This is a genomic window from Ruegeria sp. SATB045 (assembly GCF_059613525.1).
The window spans coordinates 99,147-121,289 of sequence record NZ_JBXWSR010000018.1; the positions used below are offsets into that span (position 1 = coordinate 99,147).

Genomic DNA, 22,143 nt, shown 5'->3' on the forward strand with positions numbered 1-22,143 from the left:
AGGTTGAGCCGAATCCACCATGGGACCCGGAATATGTTTCTGTTTGCCTCTATCATCGTGTTCGTCATCTATTTCGCGAATGTTGCGATGGGCGCGTTTGCGAGCGGCGCATTCCTAGGAGACGTGGGCGAGATGTTGGTTCTATTCGCGGCGTCGATCCTGTTCGTTGTCGCAATTCTGAAAAAGGAGGCTGACCGCAACGCAGAACGCGACAGCTGACTTTTTTGCTTGGGAGGGCAATCAATGAACAAGGACAAACTGGAACTGGCGTCGGCCGAGCGCCGCAACTTCCTGAAACTCAGTGCCACGGGCGCATTCACTGCCGCGCTGGTCGCTGGGGTCGGTGGGGTGTTGTGGTCGACCGAAGCCGCGGCTCAGACTGCCAAGGAGGAAAGCGAGCGCGAAAAGGCAGCCGACCACGTGATGACCATCGCCACCGCCTATGTGCTGGGCGCATCGCGCAGCTATCCAATCATGCAACTGGACCTGAAGGAAAACATCCAGAACGCTACAAACGGCAAGGTCTATGTCAAACTAGCCCCCGGCGGGCAGTTGGGCGCGGGCGGTTCGCTGGTTCAGAAGGTTCAGGGTGGTACAATTCAGGCCGCACAGCACTCGCTGTCGAACTTTGCACCGTTTGCCTCGACCGTTGACCTAATCAACATGCCGTATCTGTGCGGCTCGAACCAGAAGTTCACCAACCTTGTGACATCCGACACCTGGAAGAACGAAGTTCATCCTAAGGTCGAGGCGGCCGGCTTCAAGGCGCTGTTCTACGTTGTGATCGACCCGCGCGTGGTTGCGGTGCGTCAGGGTGGCAATGCGATAATTACGCCGGGCGACATGAGCGGTGTGAAGTTCCGCGTTCCGGGCTCGAAGATGCTGCAGCAATATTACCGTATGGCGGGCGCGAACCCGACGCCGGTTGCTTGGGGTGAGACCCCCTCGGCCATCAAGCAGGGCGTAGCAGATGCGCTGGACCCGTCAGTGGGCGCGCTTTTCGTGTTCGGCTTCAAGGATATCCTCAGCCATGTAACCTTCACGCAGGCGGTTCCGGACAGTCAGGTCTATTCCTGCAATCTGGAATGGTTCAACTCGATGCCGCCTGACGTACAGGAAGGCATCATGTGGGGTGCGGAAATGACCGCGCATCAGAACCTGGCCAAAGTGCCCTCGGCCCGCGCCTATGCCATGGCCGAGCTGAACAAGGCGGGAGTCGAGTTCCACTCGCTCAGTTCCGATCAATTGGCCGAATGGGAAAGCGTCGGCGGCTATCAGAACGCCGAATGGGACCCTTTCAAGACCGAGCTTGCCGGGTCGATGGACGCGTTCGAAAAGCTGGTCGAGGCCGCAGGCACGCAGGGCAAATACTACGTCCACGACGCTTAACAGACAGGCAGCGGGCGCAGCGAGTGAGCCCGCGATCTTTCAAAGCAGCCGGACCTGAAGCAGGCCCGCCAAAGAAGGCTATGGCCCGGTTGCTCTTTTGCCGAGGGAACAGATGACCCTACTTCAAAACATAGACCGCAACGCCGAGCGCTGGCTGCTGCTGGTGTTCTACGTGATGCTGGTCATCACCATGGCCATCGAGGTTCTTCGGCGTGAGATTTTCGCTTTCTCGTCGATCTGGGGCGAAGAGATCGTCCGCTATTCTTTCATCTACCTTGCGTGGATCGGTGCGGCAGCAGCCGTAAAGGAACGCGCCCATATCCGCATCGACGTGATCATGCATTACCTTGGGCCGCGGCCCAAGGCGCTGCTGTATATCTTTGGCGATCTGGTGATGTTCGGCGTGGCGATCATCGCGCTCTACTGGTCGTATGAGGCGGTGCATGTTTCGGCCAAGTTCGGTTCGGTGACGGACGGGCTGCGGGTATCGAAGGTGTGGTTCCTGATGGCCGTGCCCACCGGTTTTGCGCTGATGATCTGGCGTCTGATCCAGTCACTGATGCGCGATTTGAAATGCCTGAGGGACGGTACGCCCGTCTTCGAAGGCGACAAGCTGTTTGACTGAGGGGACACGCGATGCTTTGGGGTTCTCTCAATCAAACTGTTGAACTTGGGTGGGATTTCTACCTGCCTGTGATCCTGTTCGTTGGCCTGATTGCCTTGGCTGTGCCCGTCTGGGCGGCCATCGGCACTGCCGCCATCGTGATGCTGGTCATGTCCGGCGACCTGCCGTTAAGCCTTGTGGGCGAAAGCCTGTTCACCGGCATCGACGCCTTTGCCCTGACCGCCGTGCCGCTGTTCATCCTGACCGGCGACGTGCTGGTCCGCACCGGGCTGTCGCGAAAGTTCCTGGACGTGGCCGAGGCGTTGACGTGTTTCGCCAAGGGTGGCTTTGGGTCGGCCACCGTTCTGGTCTGCGGCATGTTCGCGGCAATCTCGGGCTCGGACGCGGCGGGTGCTGCTGCCGTGGGCCGAATGACGATCAACCGGCTGGTCGAAAGCGGCTATCCTCGCCCCTATGCCTGTGCGCTGGTGGCTGCCGGGGCCTGTACCGGTATCCTGATCCCGCCTTCGATTGCCTATATCATCATCGGTCTGGTGCTGGGCATATCCGCGTCCACCCTGTTTCTGGCGGCGCTTATCCCCGGTCTGGCCATCTTGATCTCGATCCTTGTGACCAACATCATCATGAACCGCATTTATGCCTATGAAGGCGGCGGCATGATGACAATGGGCGAGTGGTTGGCCAATCTGGGCAAGGCGCTGAAATCCGGCTGGTACGCGTTCATCGTTCCGGGGATCATCTTCTACGGCATCTTCTCAGGCCGCCTGACCCCGACCGAAGCCGGCGCGACCGCCGTGGTTGTCACCATCATCATGGGCTTCATCCTGCGGACGCTGACGTTGGCTGATTTCCCGTCGATGCTGGTCAGTTCCGCCAAGGTGAACGGGGTGATCCTGCCGATCATCGCCTTCTCGGCCCCGCTGGCCGAGGCACTGGCGATCATGGGCGTACCGCAGGGGTTCGTGACGGCCGTGACCTCGCTGACCGATGATCCGTATCTGCTGATCCTGCTGATGATCGGTATCCTCATCGCGGCAGGCTGTGTGATGGAGACGACGCCAAATATCGTGATCCTCGCCCCGATCCTGAAACCGCTGGCGGACAATATCGGCATGAACGAGATTCAGTTCTGCATCATGATGATCACCGCATTGGGTGTGGGCTTTATCACCCCGCCGTTGGGTCTGAACCTGTTCGTTGTTTCCGGGATAACCGGAGAATCAATTCTAAAAATTGCGGCGCGCGCCGTGCCCTTTGTTCTGACCATGCTGATCGTGGTAATCCTGATCGCCTATGTACCGGCGGTTTCGACCACCTTGCTTCCTGAAATCTACCAATAGGACCTGCTGACCATGCCCCGTGACTATTTGAAAAAGGCGACATTGACGGCGCAATCTCATGCGTCCGAAGTGCACGACACGGTCAAGACAATCCTGGCCGATATCGAGGCGGGTGGTGATGCCAAGGCGCTGGAATACGCCGCCAAGTTTGACAAGTTCGACGGCAATGTGCTGATGACACAGGCCGAGATTGATGCGGCCATCGCGTTGGTGCCCGAAAAGCTGAAGGCTGATATCCGCTTTGCTCATGACAATGTGCGCCGCTTTGCAGAGGCTCAGAAAGCGACCGTATCAGATGTCGAGGTCGAGATCGTGCCGGGCGTCATCGCCGGGCAAAAAGCGATCCCGGTGGACGCGGCGGGGTGTTATGTGCCGGGCGGGCGGTATAGCCATATCGCCAGCGCGATCATGACCGTGACCACGGCCAAAGTGGCGGGTTGTCGTCATATCACAGCCTGTTCGCCGCCGCGCCCCGGTGAAGGAGTGGCGCCAGCCATTGTCTATGCCGCGCATATCTGTGGGGCAGACAGCATTCTGGCCATGGGCGGTGTGCAAGGCGTGGCGGCGATGACCTATGGCCTGTTCGGCCTGCCGCGCGCGAATATCCTTGTGGGCCCGGGCAATCAGTTCGTAGCCGAGGCCAAGCGCATCCTCTATGGCAAGGTCGGCATCGACATGATCGCCGGTCCCACAGACAGTCTGATCCTTGCCGACAGCAGCGCTGACGCGCATGTGGTCGCGACCGATTTGGTCAGTCAGGCCGAGCACGGATACAATTCACCCGTCTGGCTGGTGACGGATGATCGACCATTGGCCGAGAAAGTGATGCAACTGGTTCCTTCACTGATCGAAGACCTTCCGGAACTGAACCGCGAAAACGCCTCGGCCGCGTGGCGCGACTATGCCGAGGTGATCCTGTGCGCCGATCGCGAAGAAATGGCCGCCTGTTCTGACTCCTATGCGCCTGAACACCTGACTGTGCAGGCCGAGGATTTGGATTGGTGGCTGGACCGGCTGACCTGCTATGGGTCTCTGTTTCTGGGCGAAGAGACGACAGTGTCTTATGGCGACAAGGCTACTGGCACCAATCACGTCCTGCCGACGTCCGGCGCGGCCAGTTATACTGGGGGGTTGAGTGTCCACAAATACATGAAGATCGTCACGTGGCAACGCGCAACGCGCGAGGGATCGAAGCCCATCGCCATTGCGACCGCTCGCATTTCCCGTCTGGAAGGGATGGAGGGCCACGCCCGCGCGGCTGATGTGCGGTTGGCGAAGTATTTCCCCGATGAGCAATTCGACCTGTCCGCAGATGGATGACCCGCGCGCGTTGTTTGACCTGACCGGGCGGGTGGCTTGCGTCACCGGGGCAAGCTCGGGCCTGGGCCGACGGGCGGCGCAGGCTCTGGCCGCCGCTGGGGCACGGGTAGTGGGCGTCGCGCGCCGGGCAGAGGCGTTGGCAGGACTGAAAGCCGAACTTGGCGACAAGGGCGCGACAGTGACAGCTGATGTGGCCGACCGTGCGGGGCTTGGAAGGCTGGTTGAACAGATCAGCTTGGCATTCGGCGCGCCTGACATCGTCATCCATGCTGCCGGGATCAACACCCGCGAGGTGGCGGATGAAGTCACGCCTGATGGTTGGGACGCGACGCTGGCGCTGAACCTGAGCGCGCCTTTTTTCCTAAGCCAGGCATTGGTGCCCGCAATGAAGGCGAAAGGTTGGGGGCGCATTGTCAACTTTGCTTCACTGCAGACCACGCGGGCCTTTCCAGGTGGGATTGCGTATGGGGCGTCAAAGGCCGGGATCGGGCAGCTGACCCGTGCCATGGCAGAGGCATGGTCGCCACATGGCATCACCGCCAATGCCATCGGACCGGGGTTCTTTCCGACCGAGCTGACTCAGGCCGTGTTCGACGACCCTGACCGCGCCGCGCGCAACGCCGCGCAGACCTGTATCGGGCGTAATGGGCGGGTGGAGGATATCGACGGGCCGATCTTGTTCTTGTGCTCAGAAGCGTCCAGCTACGTCACCGGGCAGGTGCTGATGGTCGATGGGGGGTTTACTGCGAAATGAAAGCTCTGGTTTATGAGGGGGTTGAACACCTTGAATTCCGGGATGTTCCGGACACAGTTCCCGGACCAGAGGAACAGCTGATCCGTGTCGAAGCCGTGGGTATTTGCGGATCGGACATGCATGCCTATCTGGGACATGATGCCAGACGTCCCGCGCCATTGATCCTGGGGCATGAGGCGGCAGGCGTGATCGTTAGTGGACCACGCGACGGGGCGCGGGTGACGGTCAACCCTCTGGTCACGTGCGGCACGTGCGCGGTGTGCGAAGCGGGGCGGGAAAACCTGTGTCAAAACCGCCAGATCATTTCAATGCCGCCACGAGAGGGCGCATTTGCCCAATTTATCTCAATGCCCGAACGCAATTTGGTCGATGTGCCAGATGATATTCCTTTGTCGCGCGCGGCTTTGGCCGAGCCGTTGGCGGTCAGTTGGCATGCCGTGCGGCTGGGGTTGGAAGCCTTGCACCCAGCGATGGAGCGTCGCGCTCTTGTTGTGGGCGGGGGGGCGATCGGACTGGCCGCAGCTTTGGCCCTGCAGGCGATGGGCGTGCAGGATGTCGTCATAGTTGAACCGAACGCGCTGCGACGGGCATATTTGCTGAATTTGCGGGCATTCGACGTAGTCTCTGAAACGTCAGAAACCTTCCCTCTGGTGATCGATGCAGTGGGGTTTGCGGCGACGCGCGCTACTGCGTCGGCGTTGACGCAATCTGGTGGGGTCATGGTTCATGTCGGACTTGGCGAGGGTGCCGGAGGTTTGGATATTCGCCGCATGACCTTGCAGGAGATCACATTTATCGGCACCTATACCTATACGGCTGAGGATTTTCGCCAAACGGCTGCGGCTATTTTCGATGGACGGCTGGGTGCTTTGGACTGGGTTGAGGAGCGGCCGATGTCAGAGGGGGGCCGGGCGTTTCGGGATCTGCGTCGGGGAATGGTCGCCGCGCCGAAAATCATCCTCGCACCGGAGCACTGACCGCGCCAGAAAGAGAGGTAATATGTATCGCAAAATTCTTGTACCCATGGCTTTGGACCACGGCATATCGCCACATACGCTGGAAGTCGCGCGGGCCTTGTCAGCGGAAGGCGCCGAGATAGTCGCGCTACACGTCTATGAAATGCCGCAGGGATCGGTCAGCGCATATCTCGACAAAGATATGGTCGCCGAAGGGTTTCGCTCCGCCCGTAATTTGTTGCGTGACAAGGTTTCGGGGCTGGACGGGGTCAAGCCCGAGATCATCAAAGGGCATACGGCCCGAACCATCATCGATTTCGTCCAGGATAACGACGTTGATTGCATCGTCATCGGGTCGCACAAGCCGGGCCTAAGTGACTATTTTTTGGGATCGACCGCGTCTCGGGTCGTTCGTCATGCTGCCTGCGCGGTCCACGTGCACCGCAGGCCATAACACTTCGAACTGCGCTTTGTGCGCCAAAACAGGACTGACTGACAGGATATGAACATAGACAAGAAGATCACGGACGATCTGGTGGCCAACGATATCTCGTTCGTCACTACCGTTCCTTGCAAACAGCTGGCCGGCGTTATTGCCGAGATCGACGAACGCGAGGGTATTTATCACATCCCTTCGAACAAAGAGGACGAAGGAATGGGCCTGTGCGCGGGTGCCTGGATGGGTGGCAAACGCCCCGCGATTATCATGCAGAACACGGCGATCGGAGTGACGATCAATACGCTGGCCACGCTGATCCAGTATTACAGAATGCCATTGCCCATGCTGATTTCGTACCGGGGTGAGCTGCGCGAACCGATCGCCTGTCAAGTCGAAATGGCCGTTCACACAAAGGCACTGCTGGCGCAGCTGAATATCCCGACCTATCACTTTCATCACAAGTCGGACGTAGAAGAGCTGGACGCGATCCTGAAATACACGTTCATGTGCAACAAGCCGGTCGCCATCCTGACCGACGCCAATTTTTGGGGAGGCTATGGCGACCAATGATCCGTTCTGAAATCCTGAAAGAAATCGCCCCGATTCTGCGCGATCAGCTCGTTGTCTGTAACATCGGTATCCCCAGTCAGGAACTGCATGCCATCGATGACCAGCCCTCTAATTTCTACATGTTGGGGACGATGGGGTTGGCGTCGTCCATAGGTCTTGGCCTTGCGCTGTCACAACCCAAACCGGTCATCGTGATTGACGGGGATGGGTCGGTTCTGACCAATCTGGGTACGCTGCCAACAATCGCAAACAACGTGGCCGACAACTATATTCTGCTGATCGTTGATAACGGATCATATGGTTCTACCGGCGACCAGCCTACTTACGCAGGACAGAAAACCTCTCTTGCGAAAATGGCAGAAGCGGCCGGTTGCGACAGGGTGATCGAGTGTCAGGCCGAAGACACCGGTCGGGTTGTGCAAGAGGCGTTGGAGGCGCGAAAGATGACCATCATCGTTGCCAAATGCCAAAGCGGAAACGCTAAAATGCCGCCGATTACCATGGATCCAGTCGTCATCCGGGACCGTTTCATGAGGGCAGTGCAAGCCTGACTTTGCGGTTTTGATATGTGACCTTGCACGCGCGCCGCCCCGGCCAATGGGGTGGCGCTTTTGCGTCGGTTGTGGCTAAAATTTCGCGACGTTTTGTGATCACGGTCAGTTGACATTAAGTATCAATACTGTAAACATGATGCAAAACATGGGGTATGTCCTCCTGGCAGGAACGGGTTGGACAAGCGACATCCGGCGAAGGGGAAACAGTGCCGGATGTGGTTTGCAAAACCTCAGAAAGGTGACAAATGGTAACGGCTTACACAATCTCTGGCGTCAATCCTCGCGATGTCATGACGGCCTTTGCCCAATACGGTTTCCGCAAAACTTCGATGGAAGATATCGCCCGGGCGGTCGGGTTGTCGCGGCAGTCGATTTACAAGAAGTTCGGTTCGAAAGACGCGTGCTATTCGTGGTCATTAGTCACGTATATGCAGGCATTGTACCAAAACGTCTTTGGAATTCTGGATGAGGCAAATGGCGACCCTATCGACGTTCTGGCCACGGTTTTAACCTCGGTGGTCGGAGACTCGGTCGAGCTGGCGAAAACACGACATGGGGCAGAGCTTTTGGAAGATGCCCTGAAACTGTCGGCAGACCAGCCGGAAAACTGGCCCAAGGTCTACGTCGAAAACCTTGCCCGGTTCATGTCAGAAAATGGTTTGGCGACGACGCCGGACAGGGCGCTCGATTTGGCGCATTTGCTGGTCACATCGACCCGAGGAGCCTTGGTTGTTTCGACTTCTCGTGACGAGTTTTCAGACGACATCCACCGCATTCTGCGGACTGTGTTCTTGGACACGTAAGCAGCGCGCCGAGGCTCAGCTGCTGTTCGGAAATCGCCAATTGTGCAGCGCGTACGCTATGGCTGCATAACCAACAGCAAGCGCAAGCTGCAGCTTCACGATTGGTATGATCATTGAAAGCGACGCGCCCATTTGGTCGACGCGGATGATGGCGGACATAGCCGAAGTTGAGGGCACTGCCATCGCCAGCCAGCGAATTGGATCTGGCACACTTTCGATCGGCCATGAGACGCCGGTTATGAAGAACAGCGGCAATCCCTGCACGACAAGAAAGAAGATCATTCCTTCCCGGGTAGGGATCACCTGAACAAGCGCAAAACCCATTGCGGTCACGGCCATTAGAAACGGCACCGCAATGGCAAACAGCGTTATCGGGTGGCCGACCTGCGGCAGCCCATAAATCACTGGCAGCAGCAACTGTGTTACCGCGACCCAGAATGTATACACAAGAATGTAGGCGGTGGGTGTTGCCACCCTCGCTATGCCCGGTCTAGCCGGTTTGCCTGCGTGCATTATTCCTATTCCGATCAGCAGCGTTTGCTGGATTATCAGGATAAACGCGGCTGGAACTGCGAAACTGGCATATCCTCCGTTCGGGTTGAACTGAGGAACCGAAGAAATCACCACCGGCGAAACAAGAGCTGCAGCCGTGCCTGCGTCAACGCCCAGAGCGGTCAGACGGCTTACACGGATTTCGGCCCCAAAACTGTTCGCAGCAGATGACACAGCCGAGGAAATCGCTCCATAAAGAAGGAAATAACTGCCGTCTCCGAAGGCTGCGATTGGGGATTGGCGCCCGTGCAAAAGATCTTGTTCGAAATCAGGCGGTATGATCAGGACACCATAGACCTTTCGCGCGTTGAACATCTCTTGCGCGGCTGGCAGTCCGTCGGTGTGCGCGACCACTGCGACCTGATCCGAATTGTCGACACGTCGGCGCAGTTCTCGACTGGCGGTTGATCCGTCCTGGTCAAGTACGACGATAGGGACATCCCGAACCACTTCGCCTGTATAGGGTTGGGGGTAGAGAAACGTATAGATCAGGATCGAAACGACCATCGTCATGCGCGCACCCTTGTCGGCAAACAGCCTGAAGATCGAGTCCAAAACAGCGTCGAGAAAGCGTCTCATTATGCAGTGCTCGCCTGTTTAGCTGGCACTTGCGCCGAGCGGGCCACCAAAAACACCAGAACTGAACCGTAAAGCAGTATCTGCCCCAGCAACCAGCCAAAGGCAGGCAGAGATACTTCAATCGGCGCGCCGCGCAGTACCTGATCCGTGCGAAGTTGCAGATAGGCGGTCAGCGGCAGCAATCCACCCCAAATCCATGCAAAAGTGTTCATTGTAATGCGCGGAAAACTGATGCCGGCAAAGCCGAAGGCTGGGCCGGTCAGCACGCCGGTCAAGCCTAGCGCGCCCACGGTTTCTCCGGCGATCATCGCGAGCATCCCGCCCAGACACAGGCAAGCTAAAACAAAGCTGGCCGAGTAAGCTCCATGCAGCCAAATGTTTCCGTTGAACGGAGCATCAAATGCCCCAAAAATGATCACGTCCGCAAAAATAAGGGTCAGCAAATAGGCTAACCCGTAAGGGGCCAGTTTTCCCGCGATACCCGTGATCGACGAGCCGCCAATCCGGGTCAGCCTTGCCATGCCATTGGGGTGCTGTACGTCGCTGCCGATGGTCAGTGCAGCGCTGGCTGTTATGAAGATTTGCAATACAGTGGGCATAAGGGCGGCAAGCAGGAACTGGACATAGTCCAGAGCCGGATTGAACAGAGGACTGCGCTGAACCGGGATCGGTACGACCGCTTCAACCGCGGCCTCGGGGATAGCCCCGTTTGCGACCAGAGCCTGGGTTGCAACACCTGCCGAAAAGGTCCCCATTGCCTGCCTGCTAGCCCTTGAAACGATGCCTCCGACGGTCAGGAATTGGTTGTTATAGAAGGTAACAAGCTCGGGCCGGTTGCCTTGCAGCAAGTCGCGCCCCATTGACTGGGGTATGAAAATAACGGCGTACACCGCGCCCGAGACGAGAGCGTCCTGCGCCTCGGCCAGAGACGTCGCGCGGACAGTGACCGCAAGGTCCGCAGTGGCGTCGATCATGCGAACAGCCTGGCGCGACAGGGTTGTCCCATCCTGATCGACAACGGCTACGGGCAGGTTCGAAGGAAGCCCGGGCGCGAAGACCGCAGAAAGCAACAGCATCAGGATCAAAGGAAATGGCCCCAGCATAAATGCTAGGCGAGGTTGATGGGCAATCCGGCGCAGCTCTCGACGAAAGGTGCGCCGAAAACCGGCTGGTAGCGGACGCGACATGGCCTAGCGTGCCGCCCAATCCACCAAAGCGCTCATACCCGGCCGCAGGGCCGCATCGCGCGTGACCGGCTCGGCCCTGATCGAGAATGTGCGCAGGTCGAAATCACCCGTGGCTTTCGTGGCGCGCCAATTGGCATAGCTGCCTTCGGCATTGATGGCAGTAACGCGAGCAGGGATCACCAGATCACCCAGGGCCGGTACGCGCACATTCAATTCCTGCCCAATTTCCAGCCCGTTCAGCAGGTCTTCGCGCAGGTTGAACGTGAACCAGGCGTTATCAATATCCACTATGGATAACAAAATAGCCCCGGCCGAGAAAAGCTCGCCAGGTTCTGCAAGCCGGGCGGTGACCTGACCGCTGATAGGTGCTGCAATTTGCAGCTCTTCAAGATCAGTTTGCGTGCGTAGCAAAGCGGCGTTGGCTTCTTGGACCTGAGCCTGAGCGACGGCTTTTTGTTCTATGCTGTTGCCGTTTTCGGCGAGTTCGAGATTGGCCTGCGCCGCGTCGACCCCACGTTGGGCGGCCGCCAAAGTGTTTGAGGCCTCGTCAAGCCTTTGTAGCGAAGCAAACGAGGTTTCGCTGAGTTTTTCGATCCGGTCATAAGTCTTTTGCGCCAAGTCCTGATCGGCTTTGGCGCGCGCAAGCTCGGCCCGGCGCGCGTCGATGACTTCGGGTCGGGTTGCGAAAACCAGATCACGATTGGCAATCGCCACGTCGACAGCGGCTTGTGCCGTCTTCAGACCCGCTTGCAATTGCGGGCTGCCCAAGGACACGACCACATCGCCTATCTGTACGGTATCCCCGAAATCGACATTCACAGCGGCGACACGGCCGCCGATTTTTGCGGCCAGGTCAATGCGGGTCGCCTCGACTTCGCCTTGAACCACCAGCGGTTTTGGCACTGTTGCAATCCAGGCCAGGGCGCCACCCGCGACCATTGCACTTGCAATGATCGCAGCGAACAACTTGGGTTTCGACATGGATCGCTCCGTTTCAGTTGATAGCCAGAGTTGCGCTTCGGCTCGTGCACTTAGGTGTCTTTGGTTCCTGGAGGACGGATGCCGTGGAAAAGGGCGTAGTAGACCGGAACCATCAGCATAGTTACGACTGTTCCCACGGTCAGACCGGCAGCGATTGTGGTCGCCATGGCCACCCAAAAGATGTCCTGCAGCAGTGGCAACACACCAAGGATTGTCGTGGCTGCCCCAAGGAATACGGGATTCAGACGCGAGACGGTTGCTTCGACCAGCGCATCATAAGGCTTCATACCTTCTTCCAGATTGACGCTGACCTGATCCAGCAACACGACCGCGTTCTTGATCATCAGGCCGACAAGGCTCATCGCGCCTAACAGGGCCATGAACGAGAAGGGTTGATTGAATAGCAGCAGGCCACCAGTGATCCCAATCATCGCAAAGGGAACGACCGTAAAGACAACCAGCGCCGGACGGAAAGCGTTGAACAGCGCAACCACCAGGAAGACCATGATCACCAGCGCTGGGCCGGACCCGGGTTTCAGCGAATCCTGGGCATCTGCTGTGCTGAAAGTCTCACCTCTCCATTCGATCCGATATCCGGGAGGCAGCTCGATTGCCTCGATGTCAGCGCGGACCTCATCAACCAAAGAGGGTAGGGTAACGCCTTTCGAGCTGGCCTGAACCGTAACCGCGCGCTGGCGTTGCCAACGGACGATAGTCGGATCCTCCAATTCGATCTCGACCCCTTGCGTTACAGAAGACAATGGCAGCGACTTGGTCGAGAAGGCCGGCTGGATCTGGATTTGCTCAAAGTCACGCCCGACGGTCTGCCGTTCGTCTTCGGTCCGACGTAAGATGATGGGCAGCAGATCCTCATTCTCACGATAGAGACCAACCGGCAGCCCGTCATAGGCAAAGCGCGCGGCGCTGGCTATGTCGTTGCGGGACGTACCCGTCCAGATGCCGGTTGTCTGATCATACTCCGGAACCAGTTTGGCGACGCGGTTTCGCATATCGCTTCGAATGTCCTTGGCATGGGGGGAAGCGCGTAAGACATCCATCGTTTGTTCAGCCAGGTTGCGCAGTACTTGCGGGTCTGCATTGGCCGGGCCGCTAAAGCGAACCTCGAACGGCCATGTATTACCAGGCCCAGCCGTGTACTTGCGCACCCGCGTCATCGCCTCGGGGATTGCGCCTTCGATCCATGCGTCCAGTTCTGCGACAAGGTCGTTCACGACCTCAAGGCTTTCAGTATTGACCACAAGTTGTGCGTAGCTGGCATAAGGAAGCTCGGGGTCGACCGGCAGATAGAACCGGGGGCCGCCTGCGCCCATGAAGGTCGATACGCCTTTCACACGCGGATCGCCATTCAGTTTATCCTCGACTCTACGTGCCAATTCCGAGGTCTGGTCGATCGTACTGCCTTCCTCGGCCCAGACATCGACCATGAATTGCTGCCGTGTGGCGTCGGTAAAGAACAGGCGGTCGACATAGCTGAAGCCGTAGATCGCGCCGCCCAGCAAGGCCAGAAACACCATCGCGGTGATGCCACGATGACGCAGGCAACGCCCCAACACGGCAAGGAACCCCGAGGTAAAGGCGCTTTCGGTATGCGTCGTCTCGACCTTGGGGGTGGGCAACATGTCAATGCACATCAGCGGCGTAATCGTCATGGCAATGATCCAGCTGATCAACAGCGAAACGGCCACAACAACAAACAAAGATCCCGCGTATTCCCCGGCGGCTGCCGACGAGGCGTAGATAGGAAAAAAGGCCATCACTGCCACTATCGTGGCCCCCAGCAAAGCCATGCTGGGCTGGCCCGCGGCTTCGATCGCGGCTTCGATCTTGCCCATGCCCTTTTTCATGCGTGCGGCCATTCCATCGGCTACGACAATGGCGTTGTCCACCATCATCCCCAGCGCGATCACTAACGCACCCAAAGAGACCCGCTGCAGGTCGATCTTGAGAACGACCATTACCATGAACGTGGCCAAAATGGTCAGAAGCAGTGCACTGCCTATGATCAGGCCCATGCGCCATCCCATGAATACAGCAACGACTATCAAGACGACCAATACGGCCTCGAGAAGGTTGACCATGAACGAGTTGATCGACTCGGTCACCAGATCGCTTTGCCAGGCAACTCGGTGCATTTCGATGCCGACGGGGAGGCGGGACGAGATTTCTTCGAGCGCCGCATCGAGGTTGCGCCCGGTATCCACGATATTTCCTCCGGATACGTTTGCAATCGACAAGCCGATTGCAGGCTGTCCGTCATAGCGCATCTGGGTCAGGGCAGGTTCCAGATATCCTTGCCGGATGTCCACGATATCTTGAAGTCGGATCACATCGGAGTCGCGTGACACAGGTAGTTGGACAGGTATGTCGGCCCCCTCTGCCACATCCAAAACCCGGTCTGTCAGGCCGGGGCGTAGTTGCAGGTTGCCGATATCCTCAGGTGATTGAAATTCCCCTGTCGGCGCGATCCGCAGCCTGCGATCTCCGATTGTGAGCGCGCCGGAGTCGACCACCTGGTTCTGCAAGTTCAGGGTTAACAGAAAGTCCTGCGCAGACACGCCAAGATCCAGCAGTCGCTGCTCGGAGGCATCCAGATAGATCACCTTGGGCTGCAGGCCCCAGGTCTCGACACGGGATACGCCTTGGACCAGACTCAGTTCCTTTCGGATGGCTTTTACGTGTTCCTCAAGCTCTGCATAGGTGAACCCATCTCCTGTCACGGCCAGAACGAACCCGTAGACAAAACTAAAGTCGTCGATAACGTTCGGTGCACCAGCGCCGGGCGGTAGGCTGCCGTGCAAATCGCCTACTTTGTTACGCACTTTGTCCCAGACCTGGGGTAGGCGGTCGGCCCAATATTCCTGCTGAATTTCGACTTTTACGATGGACAGACCTGCATGAGAATACGAGGTTAGGAAACGCAGTTCCGGCAGTTCTTGAATGGCAGTTTCAATCTTGTCAGTAACTTCCAGTTCGACCTCGGTCGGGCTGGCGCCGGGATATTGGGTTACGACCAGCGCCGTTTTAACCGTAAACTCAGGGTCTTCCAGCTGACCCAGCCGAAAATAGCTGAGCGTCCCGATCACGAGGATCAGCACCAGCGCAAAATAGGTGACCGTGCGGTTCTTGACCGCGACCGAAGCGAGCGACATCAACTTATTCTCCGCCTGTGGTCAGAGTGACTTTCTGACCGTCCTTCAGAGTGTTCGCGCCGGCAGTCGCGATCCGCATACCAGCCTCAAGGCCGCTGACCAAAAATCCCCGGTCGTTGAATGCGTTAACGGTTACGGGTGTGGCGGATACGGTCAGGTCTTCGGGGTCGATGACCCAGACAAATGTTTCGTCCGGCGATTTCTGGTTGGGTGAAAACACGGCGCTTGAAGGGACGTGAATGCCCTGATCGCTCCAGCTATCCGGCAGATGTACCTTGGCTGTGGCGCGACCAGCCATTCCGGGTTGAATAACGCCACCCTCTGGCTGTTCCATGATGATCGTCACCGGATAGGTCCGGGTCGCTGAAGACGCTTCGTTCCCGACATGTGCGACTTGAGCAGGTATCTTCAGGCCAGGCAGGCTTGAGAATTCAACTTCGATACCTTCGACAAAGGGCTCGAGGTTGATGAAGTGTTCAGGGACTGCAACCTCCATTTCGATGCGCGAGGTGTCGAGCACCCGAACAATGGGTTGGCCAGCGATGGTGTTTTGGAATTGTTCCACATAAGTTGCGGATATCGCGCCGTCAAAAGGGGCGACCAGTGTCGTATAGCCAAGATTCAGCCGTGCTTCATCCAATTGGCCTTGGGTGGCTTCGATATTGGCTTCGGTCGCCCTGACGAGAGCGATCTGATCGTCAACGCGTGCCTGGGCAATGTGATTGTTTTTCACCAGCTGCTCGCGCCGCTCCAACTCGATCTTCGCATTTGTCAGATTGGCTTTCAGCGCGTCGCGCTGTCCTTCCAATGCGCGCACACGCGCTGCTTAAGGGTCTGAGTCCAAAGTGGCCAAAACATCACCAGCCTCGACCTGCGATCCCACATCGACGGGACGTGCAAGAACCTTTCCGGGAACTTCGAAAGCGATGTTGACCTCGCGTACAGCTTTGGCCCGACCCGGATAGCTAGCTAACCGAACCGCATCCACATCCGCAACGACCGTTGACAGAACTGGTCTGACTTGGATCTTTGTTGTCTGTTCTTCTTTGCATCCTGCGACAACGATCATCGCTGTCAGGGTGAACATGGTAACTGGGAGCTTTGCTGTCAGCATCTTTGGTGGCCTTTTCGAACTGAAGCCCAATGGAAATCACACGAGGCGGTATTTACATATTTAGTATATTTTGTCAACCTTGAGTTTGTTGTGTTTGAAAATGTGACCCAACGGCACACATTTGGCGTTTACCTGCCAGTATTGATGATAGTTGAGTGAAATTTCATTAAACTCTTCTTGAAGCGGGGATGTCTTTGCCTCAGGTGAAGCCGCTAACCGCGGATCAGCTCTCCAAGCGTGACAAGTCACAAGGCTTACCATCGGCATTGAAAACTGAGGTGACGTAAGGTAAAGCGCGTATTACACTAGGGTTTTTTGCGAGCATGTCACACCGGGGAAATGAAATGCGATCCAAATACACAGACCAACTCGGTTGTTTCGACGGCGGTTTGGTCGGCGCATGCCATCGCATCTCGGGGGTTCGCACAATCCGTGCGAAACTGCGAATGAGCCTCCGGTCAGTAAATCTGTACTGTGTGAACAGAAGCGGTGACGATTGCAGAAGCTTCCGATTTACTTTGGCGGCTATTTAATAATGCAGCGACCCCAGATCATGACGGGACTTGCCGGGCTGTTGGTCCTGATCATAGGCGTCTGGGCAATCCTGGCCTCGCGGGATGTCCGGGACAAAACGGTGACGTTGACCTTTCAAGCGCAAATGGGTGGTGAGCCTTTGGTCTACGACCAGTTCATCTACGACAACCCCGGCGGGGAAGGGGTGTTTGAAATTCACGACTTCAAGTTCTTCATCAGTAACCTGAGCCTGTCGCAGGGCGGCGAAACGTATGTCGTGCCTGACAGTTACCATTTGTTGCGTTTCGACAACGACTCGTTGTCGCACTCGATCACTTTGACAGATGTGCCACTGCGCGACGTTGAGTATCTGCGTTTTCTGGTGGGATTGGATGCGCAAGCCAATACGTCGCCGGAAATGCGGGATAAGCTTGACCCCGAAGGCCAGATGGCTTGGAGTCGAGAAGACGGCTACAAGTTTGTAGTTTTCGAAGGTGCGCTTCGGATTGGCGAAACTGTGTCGCTATTGACATATCATGTAGGCTTTTCGGAAAATACGAGAGAGATTTCTGTGTCTTTGCCTGCACAGCACAACACAGGCGGCAAAACTGAAATTGCACTGACCGTAGATCTGTCCAAAATGTTTGCCGGGTCCTACGAAGTAGACATGGGGGCATTGCCTTCGGTCGATTTCGATCGCGATGGCGCAAGGATGTTGGCGGACAACTACGCGTCAATGGTCTCGTTCGGGTTTTGACGGACGTCCCGGCCGAAACTCGGTTCGCATTCGCCCACAAAGTCAAATTTCCGCCCTTTTTTCGTCAGACCAACCGCAAATTCAACACCCAGAAAGGTTCTTGGCATTGGGCAGAGGGTCTTTGTGGTGAAGCGGATCTTTACACATTTCGAGCAGCAAAAGCGCAGGCTTTACTCTATTGCTTTTCTCGCCTTCTCTGCTGGTTACGTTCTATATTCGCATATTGACGTGATGCGGTATGGAATGCCGTTGCCGGTGTTGACCGGGTTGATCTATATGTGCGCTATTGTTTGCGCCACTGTGGTGACCACTTACTTTCTTCCGGGCTTAACCAAAGTGACCGACGCCGTTGCAGTGACGCGGCTTGGCTTTGCGCTTTGGATCGCCGCCACGCAAAGTCATGAACTGGCGGCATCGCCTGTACTTGGCGCGACCATCGTGGTCGGCGGTGCGATTGTGTTGTTGCAGGTTTCGACATGGGCAAAGGCAGTGTCACAAGTACTGTCAACCGATATGCCGGGCCCGCTTTGGACATCCCCAACGCCGCAACCTGTCGCTGTGCGCAGCGCCTGATTATCTAAACGGTTCGTATTTCAGAATCGGTAGGTTGCTCCAATCAGGGGGCCGGACTGATCGAATTTGAATTCATTCCCATCTATGTCGTGCTCAAACGAAATGTAGCGATAACCGCCGCGGATCATCCATCGGTCGTTTATCTCATAATCTGCGGTCAGCAGTACCTGCCATGTTTCACTGCCGCTTCTGAACCCACCGTAGTCAAAAAATGCTGTTCCCGACCATCGGTCAGCTAAGTCGAACCGAGCCCTGATCCCGATAACAGGATCCGTCCAGCTTTCGTTAACATTCGCAGAGCGACCGGGGGCCGCACCCGGTAGAACCGTCAGATCGGTTTCCGTCTTGAACCAACGAAACCCGGCAGCAAGATCCACGGTGGACTTTTCTGTGCTCAAAACCCGGTACCCCAAAAAGCCGCTTAGAAACTGCGTCGTCAACGACGTCTCCAGCCCTGAGCTGTTGGGAGTCGGGGCGCTGTTGCTGAACGACAAGTCCGTATAGTTGTAATCCCCCAATATGGACCATTGGCCGTTGGTCGCCGCGAATGTACCCATAAAGGCCAAATCAAGGTTCTCCAGCGCGTCCGAAAACGAGAGTGTCCCTTCTAAAGTACCAATTGCCGTTTCAGTCGATACGTTTGTTTCTGGCGTAAACAGGTAGATCGTCGCCTGATATGACCAATCCGACTGTTGCGCCAGCGCAGAGATCGGAGCGCAGGCGGCAAACATCAAGCCTGCGGTTGCGTCCCTTAAACTTTTAATCCGGTTCATTTGTCTCCTCCTGTCGTTCAAACACTAGTCGATGTGCTTTAAGCTGCGGTGCTGGTATCCTGCTTCTGTCCTAGGCTGACGCGGTTGATATCAGTGCTTGGAAAGAACTCGGCCCAGACATGCCAAAAGACACCTGCGCGCAGCGTCTCGACACGTCGTAGCCTGCCCTGATCCGACATGCCCCAGAAATCGCACCGGGTTACAGGTACGCCACTGTCGTTGTACCAAATCCCCAGGCTTTCATACTTGGGGTCCAAGCTCACGACCACATCGCGCCCGCCGACATTCGCATTCACGATCCAGTTGTTGTCGATCACAAAGTCATCGGTCCAGCAGGCGGCGTCCTTACCGATCGTAATTCCCCAGACATAGGTTTTATTTGGCAAACGCTCGTCCGTGCGGTCCATGTTGTCCATAACGGGCGCGTCCTCTTGGTGTTGGCGTCCGATTCCCCATCCGAAAGTGATCTCTGTGACCATGTCCAGCAGCCGAAGCATGGGATTGGGCGAGGGTTTGTTCAGAAAAACCTCTCCGGCCGGGAATGCCTTTTGAAAGCCGCGAAAGGTCATTCTGTAGGTTGGCCAGGGCGTCATCTGTGCCTCGGGGCGCACAGGGCAGGCTGGGCCTTCGGCGTATTTGTCGTGATCGGCTTCGCGAAACCCATAGATATGCTGGATTGGCTCACCAGATTCGTTATCCCGCAGGATCAGGTTGTTGCCGTGCTGGGCCAAGACCTCGAGGTTCAGCCGTTTGCCTTCGATCCTTGGGATGTAACCCTGCCCAAGGTTGGCCATCGCGCAATAGGTCATCACGATATCCTCGCCCCCTAGACCGTCTGTATTCCCAGCAAGATGCGGCCGCATGATCTGTGCGTCCGGGTGCGCGCGGGCAAAGCCGTTATTTTCGATCACGATGACAGGAGCGGTTGGACCGACATATTTGCGGGCTTCGTCAATCGGGAAATAGGCGGCGTCGTTTAGTTGGTTCCTTAGTCCCAAATGCACCCACACATAGGGAAAGCCATAAAGGAAAACCGTCAGCAATGCTGCAATCACCCACAGCCAGAACGGTCCGCTGCCCGTAATGAAATGCGCCAGAGTGGCGACCACGAAACCGCCAAGGCCAACTGCGATCAACTGATATTCATGTCGGATAAACCGTATCATGTTCTTGCGTTTTACGGTCAACACCATCTGGGATACGTCGCCCAGATCGCGAAAATAGACAAAGCCGATACCCAACGAAATGACTAAGCCAAGCGCAAATAGAATGCTTCCGACCATCTGCTTCTCCTGAATTGAAACCAGTTACCGAGTTATTGCTGAGGTGACGCGCGTTTGATCAAGAACGCGTCGACGGCTTTCTGAGTTTCGGGGCGAATGTTCTCGATCCCCTCATACGGCGCGCCATACGCGGGTGGGGTGTCGGGGAACTTTTCCTTGCGGGCCATGTGACGCCCCAAAATCCGCGCGAATTCCTGCCCGCCCCAGGCACCCACCTCGGTCGAAACCGAATATTCTTCACGTGTGTCGCGGTAGAGATCGAAGAACTTTGCCAGAATCGCGCTTTCACCCGGGCCAGGGAGTTTTAGTTTTAGCTGATCTTTTACTACCGCCTTAGGTTTGTTGACCGAATAGATAATGACGTGGTCGCGGCGCGCCTTGGTTTCATCAGCAAACAGCAAAGAAGCAGACTGATCGACCCCGTCCACCAGTCGATCCCGAGGGATGTACTGATCAGCCCCTGCGAAACGCGATAGTGTCGTATAGAGGTCTGAAACATGGATTATGCTGTTCAGCAGACCGTCAGCTTCGATCATGCCGGGCCAGCGGATAAAGGCATCGACGCGGACACCGCCTTCGGTCGTATCGCCTTTCCCTCCTGCGTAGATCAGCGGCGTGAACCCGGATTGCGGCGCGTATTTGGTGAAATGACCGTTGTCGCCCATGACAACTACGACTGTGTTTTCGGACACGCCCAAGTCATCCATACGCGTGAACAGCTCGCCCAGCCACTGGTCCAGCAACTGCATCTTGTCAACGTAGAGGCCACCGTTCACACTTTCGGGGCCTGATCGTCCGGCGCGGGTATTGTCCAGCGGTATCATCGGCCAATACTGCAGAAAAAACGGCTCGTCGCCTTCAGCGAGGCGCTCGAGTTCTTCCAGAGTCTTGTCCTGAAATGCCTGGTTCATTTCATCATATTTTTCTGCGTTCCACCTTTCGCCGGGCTGCATTCGGATCTCGCGGATCGGCCCGCCGGCTTCGCCCTCGATCACGGTCATCATCGCAGCGGCATCAGGGCGGAACCAACCGTCCAGAGTGTACTTGTCATCAAAGTCCCGGATCGCGACCGAGACCTGTTCTTTTATCGCGTCGTCATTGAAGATTGTAAGCTGGCCCTGTTGATGGATCGCGTGTTGGGCGTAGTCGAACCCCTGGTTCATAGCCCAGCTTTCAGCAATATCGCCCATGTGCCATTTCCCAACATGGCTAGTAGCGTATCCCGCTTGCTTCAGAACTTCGGCGAGCGTGACTTCACCATCAGGCAGCCCGAACCCGGCAATGTCGACGGTTGTGTCGCCCATACCCATTCGCACTGGCAAGCGTCCTGTCATTTGCGCCACGCGGGTTGGGGTGCATGATGGCTCGGTATACATCCGGACCATCCTTAGGGCCTGATCCGAAAAATCGTTGATATTCGGCGTTTCGTAACCACGAACTGCGTTCAACTCGGGGATTCCCATGTCACCAAACCCCATGTCGTCGATCAATACGCTGACGATATTCGGGGGTTTACCACCGTTCTGGTCCTGAAAGGCTGCCAATGCCGCATCGACCACAGAGTCGTCCTGCGCCCATTGATCGGCGTGTTGGGCGTGAAGAATATAGTATTCAGCATCGTGTTGAATCGCTTCGTTTTGCGCAGAGGCGAATGAAGCGCTCAAACTTGCTGTCAGAACAAGAAGGCAGGACAATCTCATTAGTTTCCCCTTGTTTTTAAATGAATCTCCGGGTGAGAAAGGCAATCGTATATCACATTGAAACATCAGAATGTGACGCAGGCAAGAGAAATGCCTTAGACGGAATGACCCTCAGACACTAGGGATCTGAGATCGGTAAGGTGGCTGTTCGTTCAGAAATTGTGAACAACGACCATAAGGCGTCGGAATTATCTTCGGCCAAGCGCCAAAA

22 protein-coding genes are annotated in these 22,143 nt (G+C 56.7%); 13 read left to right on the forward strand and 9 right to left on the reverse strand.

Annotated features, from left to right (window positions below):
- Positions 1-33: 33 nt before the first annotated feature.
- The 11 genes from AC2FNR_RS05245 (at position 34) to AC2FNR_RS05295 (ending at position 8,750) form a co-directional block, all read left to right on the forward strand.
- Complete coding sequence (locus AC2FNR_RS05245) at positions 34-219, forward strand: hypothetical protein (protein WP_170356148.1); 186 nt, start codon at positions 34-36, stop codon at positions 217-219.
- A 24-nt stretch (positions 220-243) separates the two neighbouring features.
- The gene (locus AC2FNR_RS05250; protein ID WP_496848305.1) at positions 244-1,389 is read left to right on the forward strand and encodes a TRAP transporter substrate-binding protein; all 1,146 of its coding nucleotides are present in this window, start codon (positions 244-246) and stop codon (positions 1,387-1,389) included.
- 112 nt (positions 1,390-1,501) lie between these two features.
- Entirely contained in the window at positions 1,502-2,014 is a 513-nt protein-coding gene (locus AC2FNR_RS05255) for a TRAP transporter small permease (RefSeq protein WP_170356150.1), read from the forward strand.
- A gap of 11 nt (positions 2,015-2,025) precedes the next feature.
- Complete coding sequence (locus AC2FNR_RS05260) at positions 2,026-3,354, forward strand: TRAP transporter large permease (protein ID WP_496848306.1); 1,329 nt, start codon at positions 2,026-2,028, stop codon at positions 3,352-3,354.
- A gap of 12 nt (positions 3,355-3,366) precedes the next feature.
- Positions 3,367-4,674 (forward strand): histidinol dehydrogenase, encoded by a 1,308-nt coding sequence (gene hisD / locus AC2FNR_RS05265; RefSeq protein ID WP_480868028.1) that lies wholly within the window; start codon positions 3,367-3,369, stop codon positions 4,672-4,674.
- Positions 4,667-5,428, forward strand: a complete 762-nt coding sequence (locus AC2FNR_RS05270) for an SDR family NAD(P)-dependent oxidoreductase (protein ID WP_496848334.1) — start codon at positions 4,667-4,669, stop codon at positions 5,426-5,428. Before hisD ends, AC2FNR_RS05270 begins: the two co-directional genes overlap by 8 nt.
- Positions 5,425-6,405, forward strand: coding sequence for an alcohol dehydrogenase catalytic domain-containing protein (locus tag AC2FNR_RS05275; RefSeq protein ID WP_496848307.1), 981 nt, complete (start codon positions 5,425-5,427; stop codon positions 6,403-6,405). Before AC2FNR_RS05270 ends, AC2FNR_RS05275 begins: the two co-directional genes overlap by 4 nt.
- A 22-nt stretch (positions 6,406-6,427) precedes the next feature.
- Positions 6,428-6,838, forward strand: coding sequence for a universal stress protein (locus AC2FNR_RS05280; protein ID WP_496848308.1), 411 nt, complete (start codon positions 6,428-6,430; stop codon positions 6,836-6,838).
- Positions 6,839-6,886: 48 nt separating this feature from the next.
- Positions 6,887-7,393 (forward strand): sulfopyruvate decarboxylase subunit alpha, encoded by a 507-nt coding sequence (gene comD, locus AC2FNR_RS05285; RefSeq protein WP_170356155.1) that lies wholly within the window; start codon positions 6,887-6,889, stop codon positions 7,391-7,393.
- Positions 7,390-7,944 (forward strand): sulfopyruvate decarboxylase subunit beta, encoded by a 555-nt coding sequence (gene comE, locus AC2FNR_RS05290; protein WP_496848309.1) that lies wholly within the window; start codon positions 7,390-7,392, stop codon positions 7,942-7,944. The genes comD and comE overlap by 4 nt, the downstream gene beginning before the upstream one ends.
- 248 nt (positions 7,945-8,192) lie before the next feature.
- Positions 8,193-8,750, forward strand: coding sequence for a TetR/AcrR family transcriptional regulator (locus AC2FNR_RS05295; RefSeq protein ID WP_170755075.1), 558 nt, complete (start codon positions 8,193-8,195; stop codon positions 8,748-8,750).
- 15 nt (positions 8,751-8,765) lie between these two features.
- Here AC2FNR_RS05295 and AC2FNR_RS05300 read toward each other — a convergent pair whose 3' ends face one another.
- Genes AC2FNR_RS05300 through AC2FNR_RS05325 form a run of 6 tightly spaced genes read right to left on the reverse strand, consistent with a single transcriptional unit; the run spans position 8,766 to position 16,333 of the window.
- Positions 8,766-9,881: an ABC transporter permease gene (locus AC2FNR_RS05300; protein WP_496848310.1), complete on the reverse strand. Its 1,116-nt coding sequence runs from the start codon at positions 9,879-9,881 to the stop codon at positions 8,766-8,768.
- Positions 9,881-11,068 carry an ABC transporter permease gene (locus tag AC2FNR_RS05305; RefSeq protein WP_496848311.1) on the reverse strand — a complete coding sequence of 396 codons (1,188 nt, stop codon included), beginning with the start codon at positions 11,066-11,068 and terminating at the stop codon, positions 9,881-9,883. The genes AC2FNR_RS05300 and AC2FNR_RS05305 overlap by 1 nt, the downstream gene beginning before the upstream one ends.
- Positions 11,069-11,071: 3 nt before the next feature.
- Positions 11,072-12,049 (reverse strand): HlyD family secretion protein, encoded by a 978-nt coding sequence (locus tag AC2FNR_RS05310; protein WP_496848312.1) that lies wholly within the window; start codon positions 12,047-12,049, stop codon positions 11,072-11,074.
- Positions 12,050-12,099: 50 nt separating this feature from the next.
- Positions 12,100-15,219 (reverse strand): efflux RND transporter permease subunit, encoded by a 3,120-nt coding sequence (locus tag AC2FNR_RS05315; protein ID WP_496848313.1) that lies wholly within the window; start codon positions 15,217-15,219, stop codon positions 12,100-12,102.
- A gap of 4 nt (positions 15,220-15,223) precedes the next feature.
- Complete coding sequence (locus AC2FNR_RS05320; protein ID WP_496848314.1) at positions 15,224-16,036, reverse strand: efflux RND transporter periplasmic adaptor subunit; 813 nt, start codon at positions 16,034-16,036, stop codon at positions 15,224-15,226.
- Positions 16,037-16,045: 9 nt separating this feature from the next.
- Positions 16,046-16,333, reverse strand: coding sequence for a hypothetical protein (locus AC2FNR_RS05325; protein ID WP_496848315.1), 288 nt, complete (start codon positions 16,331-16,333; stop codon positions 16,046-16,048).
- 535 nt (positions 16,334-16,868) lie between these two features.
- Between AC2FNR_RS05325 and AC2FNR_RS05330 the strand changes: the two genes are divergently transcribed.
- Positions 16,869-17,603, forward strand: a complete 735-nt coding sequence (locus AC2FNR_RS05330) for an MbnP family protein (RefSeq protein WP_496848316.1) — start codon at positions 16,869-16,871, stop codon at positions 17,601-17,603.
- 126 nt (positions 17,604-17,729) lie between these two features.
- A complete protein-coding gene (locus AC2FNR_RS05335; protein ID WP_480846777.1) occupies positions 17,730-18,176 on the forward strand; it encodes a hypothetical protein in 447 nt (148 codons plus the stop codon).
- 20 nt (positions 18,177-18,196) lie between these two features.
- On the opposite strand, the gene AC2FNR_RS05340 is transcribed toward AC2FNR_RS05335, so the two are convergent.
- Genes AC2FNR_RS05340 through AC2FNR_RS05350 form a run of 3 tightly spaced genes read right to left on the reverse strand, consistent with a single transcriptional unit; the run spans position 18,197 to position 21,932 of the window.
- A complete protein-coding gene (locus tag AC2FNR_RS05340; protein ID WP_496848317.1) occupies positions 18,197-18,949 on the reverse strand; it encodes an outer membrane protein in 753 nt (250 codons plus the stop codon).
- A gap of 38 nt (positions 18,950-18,987) precedes the next feature.
- Positions 18,988-20,232, reverse strand: coding sequence for a DUF3179 domain-containing (seleno)protein (locus tag AC2FNR_RS05345; protein ID WP_170755092.1), 1,245 nt, complete (start codon positions 20,230-20,232; stop codon positions 18,988-18,990).
- Positions 20,233-20,264: 32 nt separating this feature from the next.
- Positions 20,265-21,932, reverse strand: coding sequence for a sulfatase-like hydrolase/transferase (locus AC2FNR_RS05350; RefSeq protein ID WP_496848318.1), 1,668 nt, complete (start codon positions 21,930-21,932; stop codon positions 20,265-20,267).
- Positions 21,933-22,143: the final 211 nt, after the last annotated feature.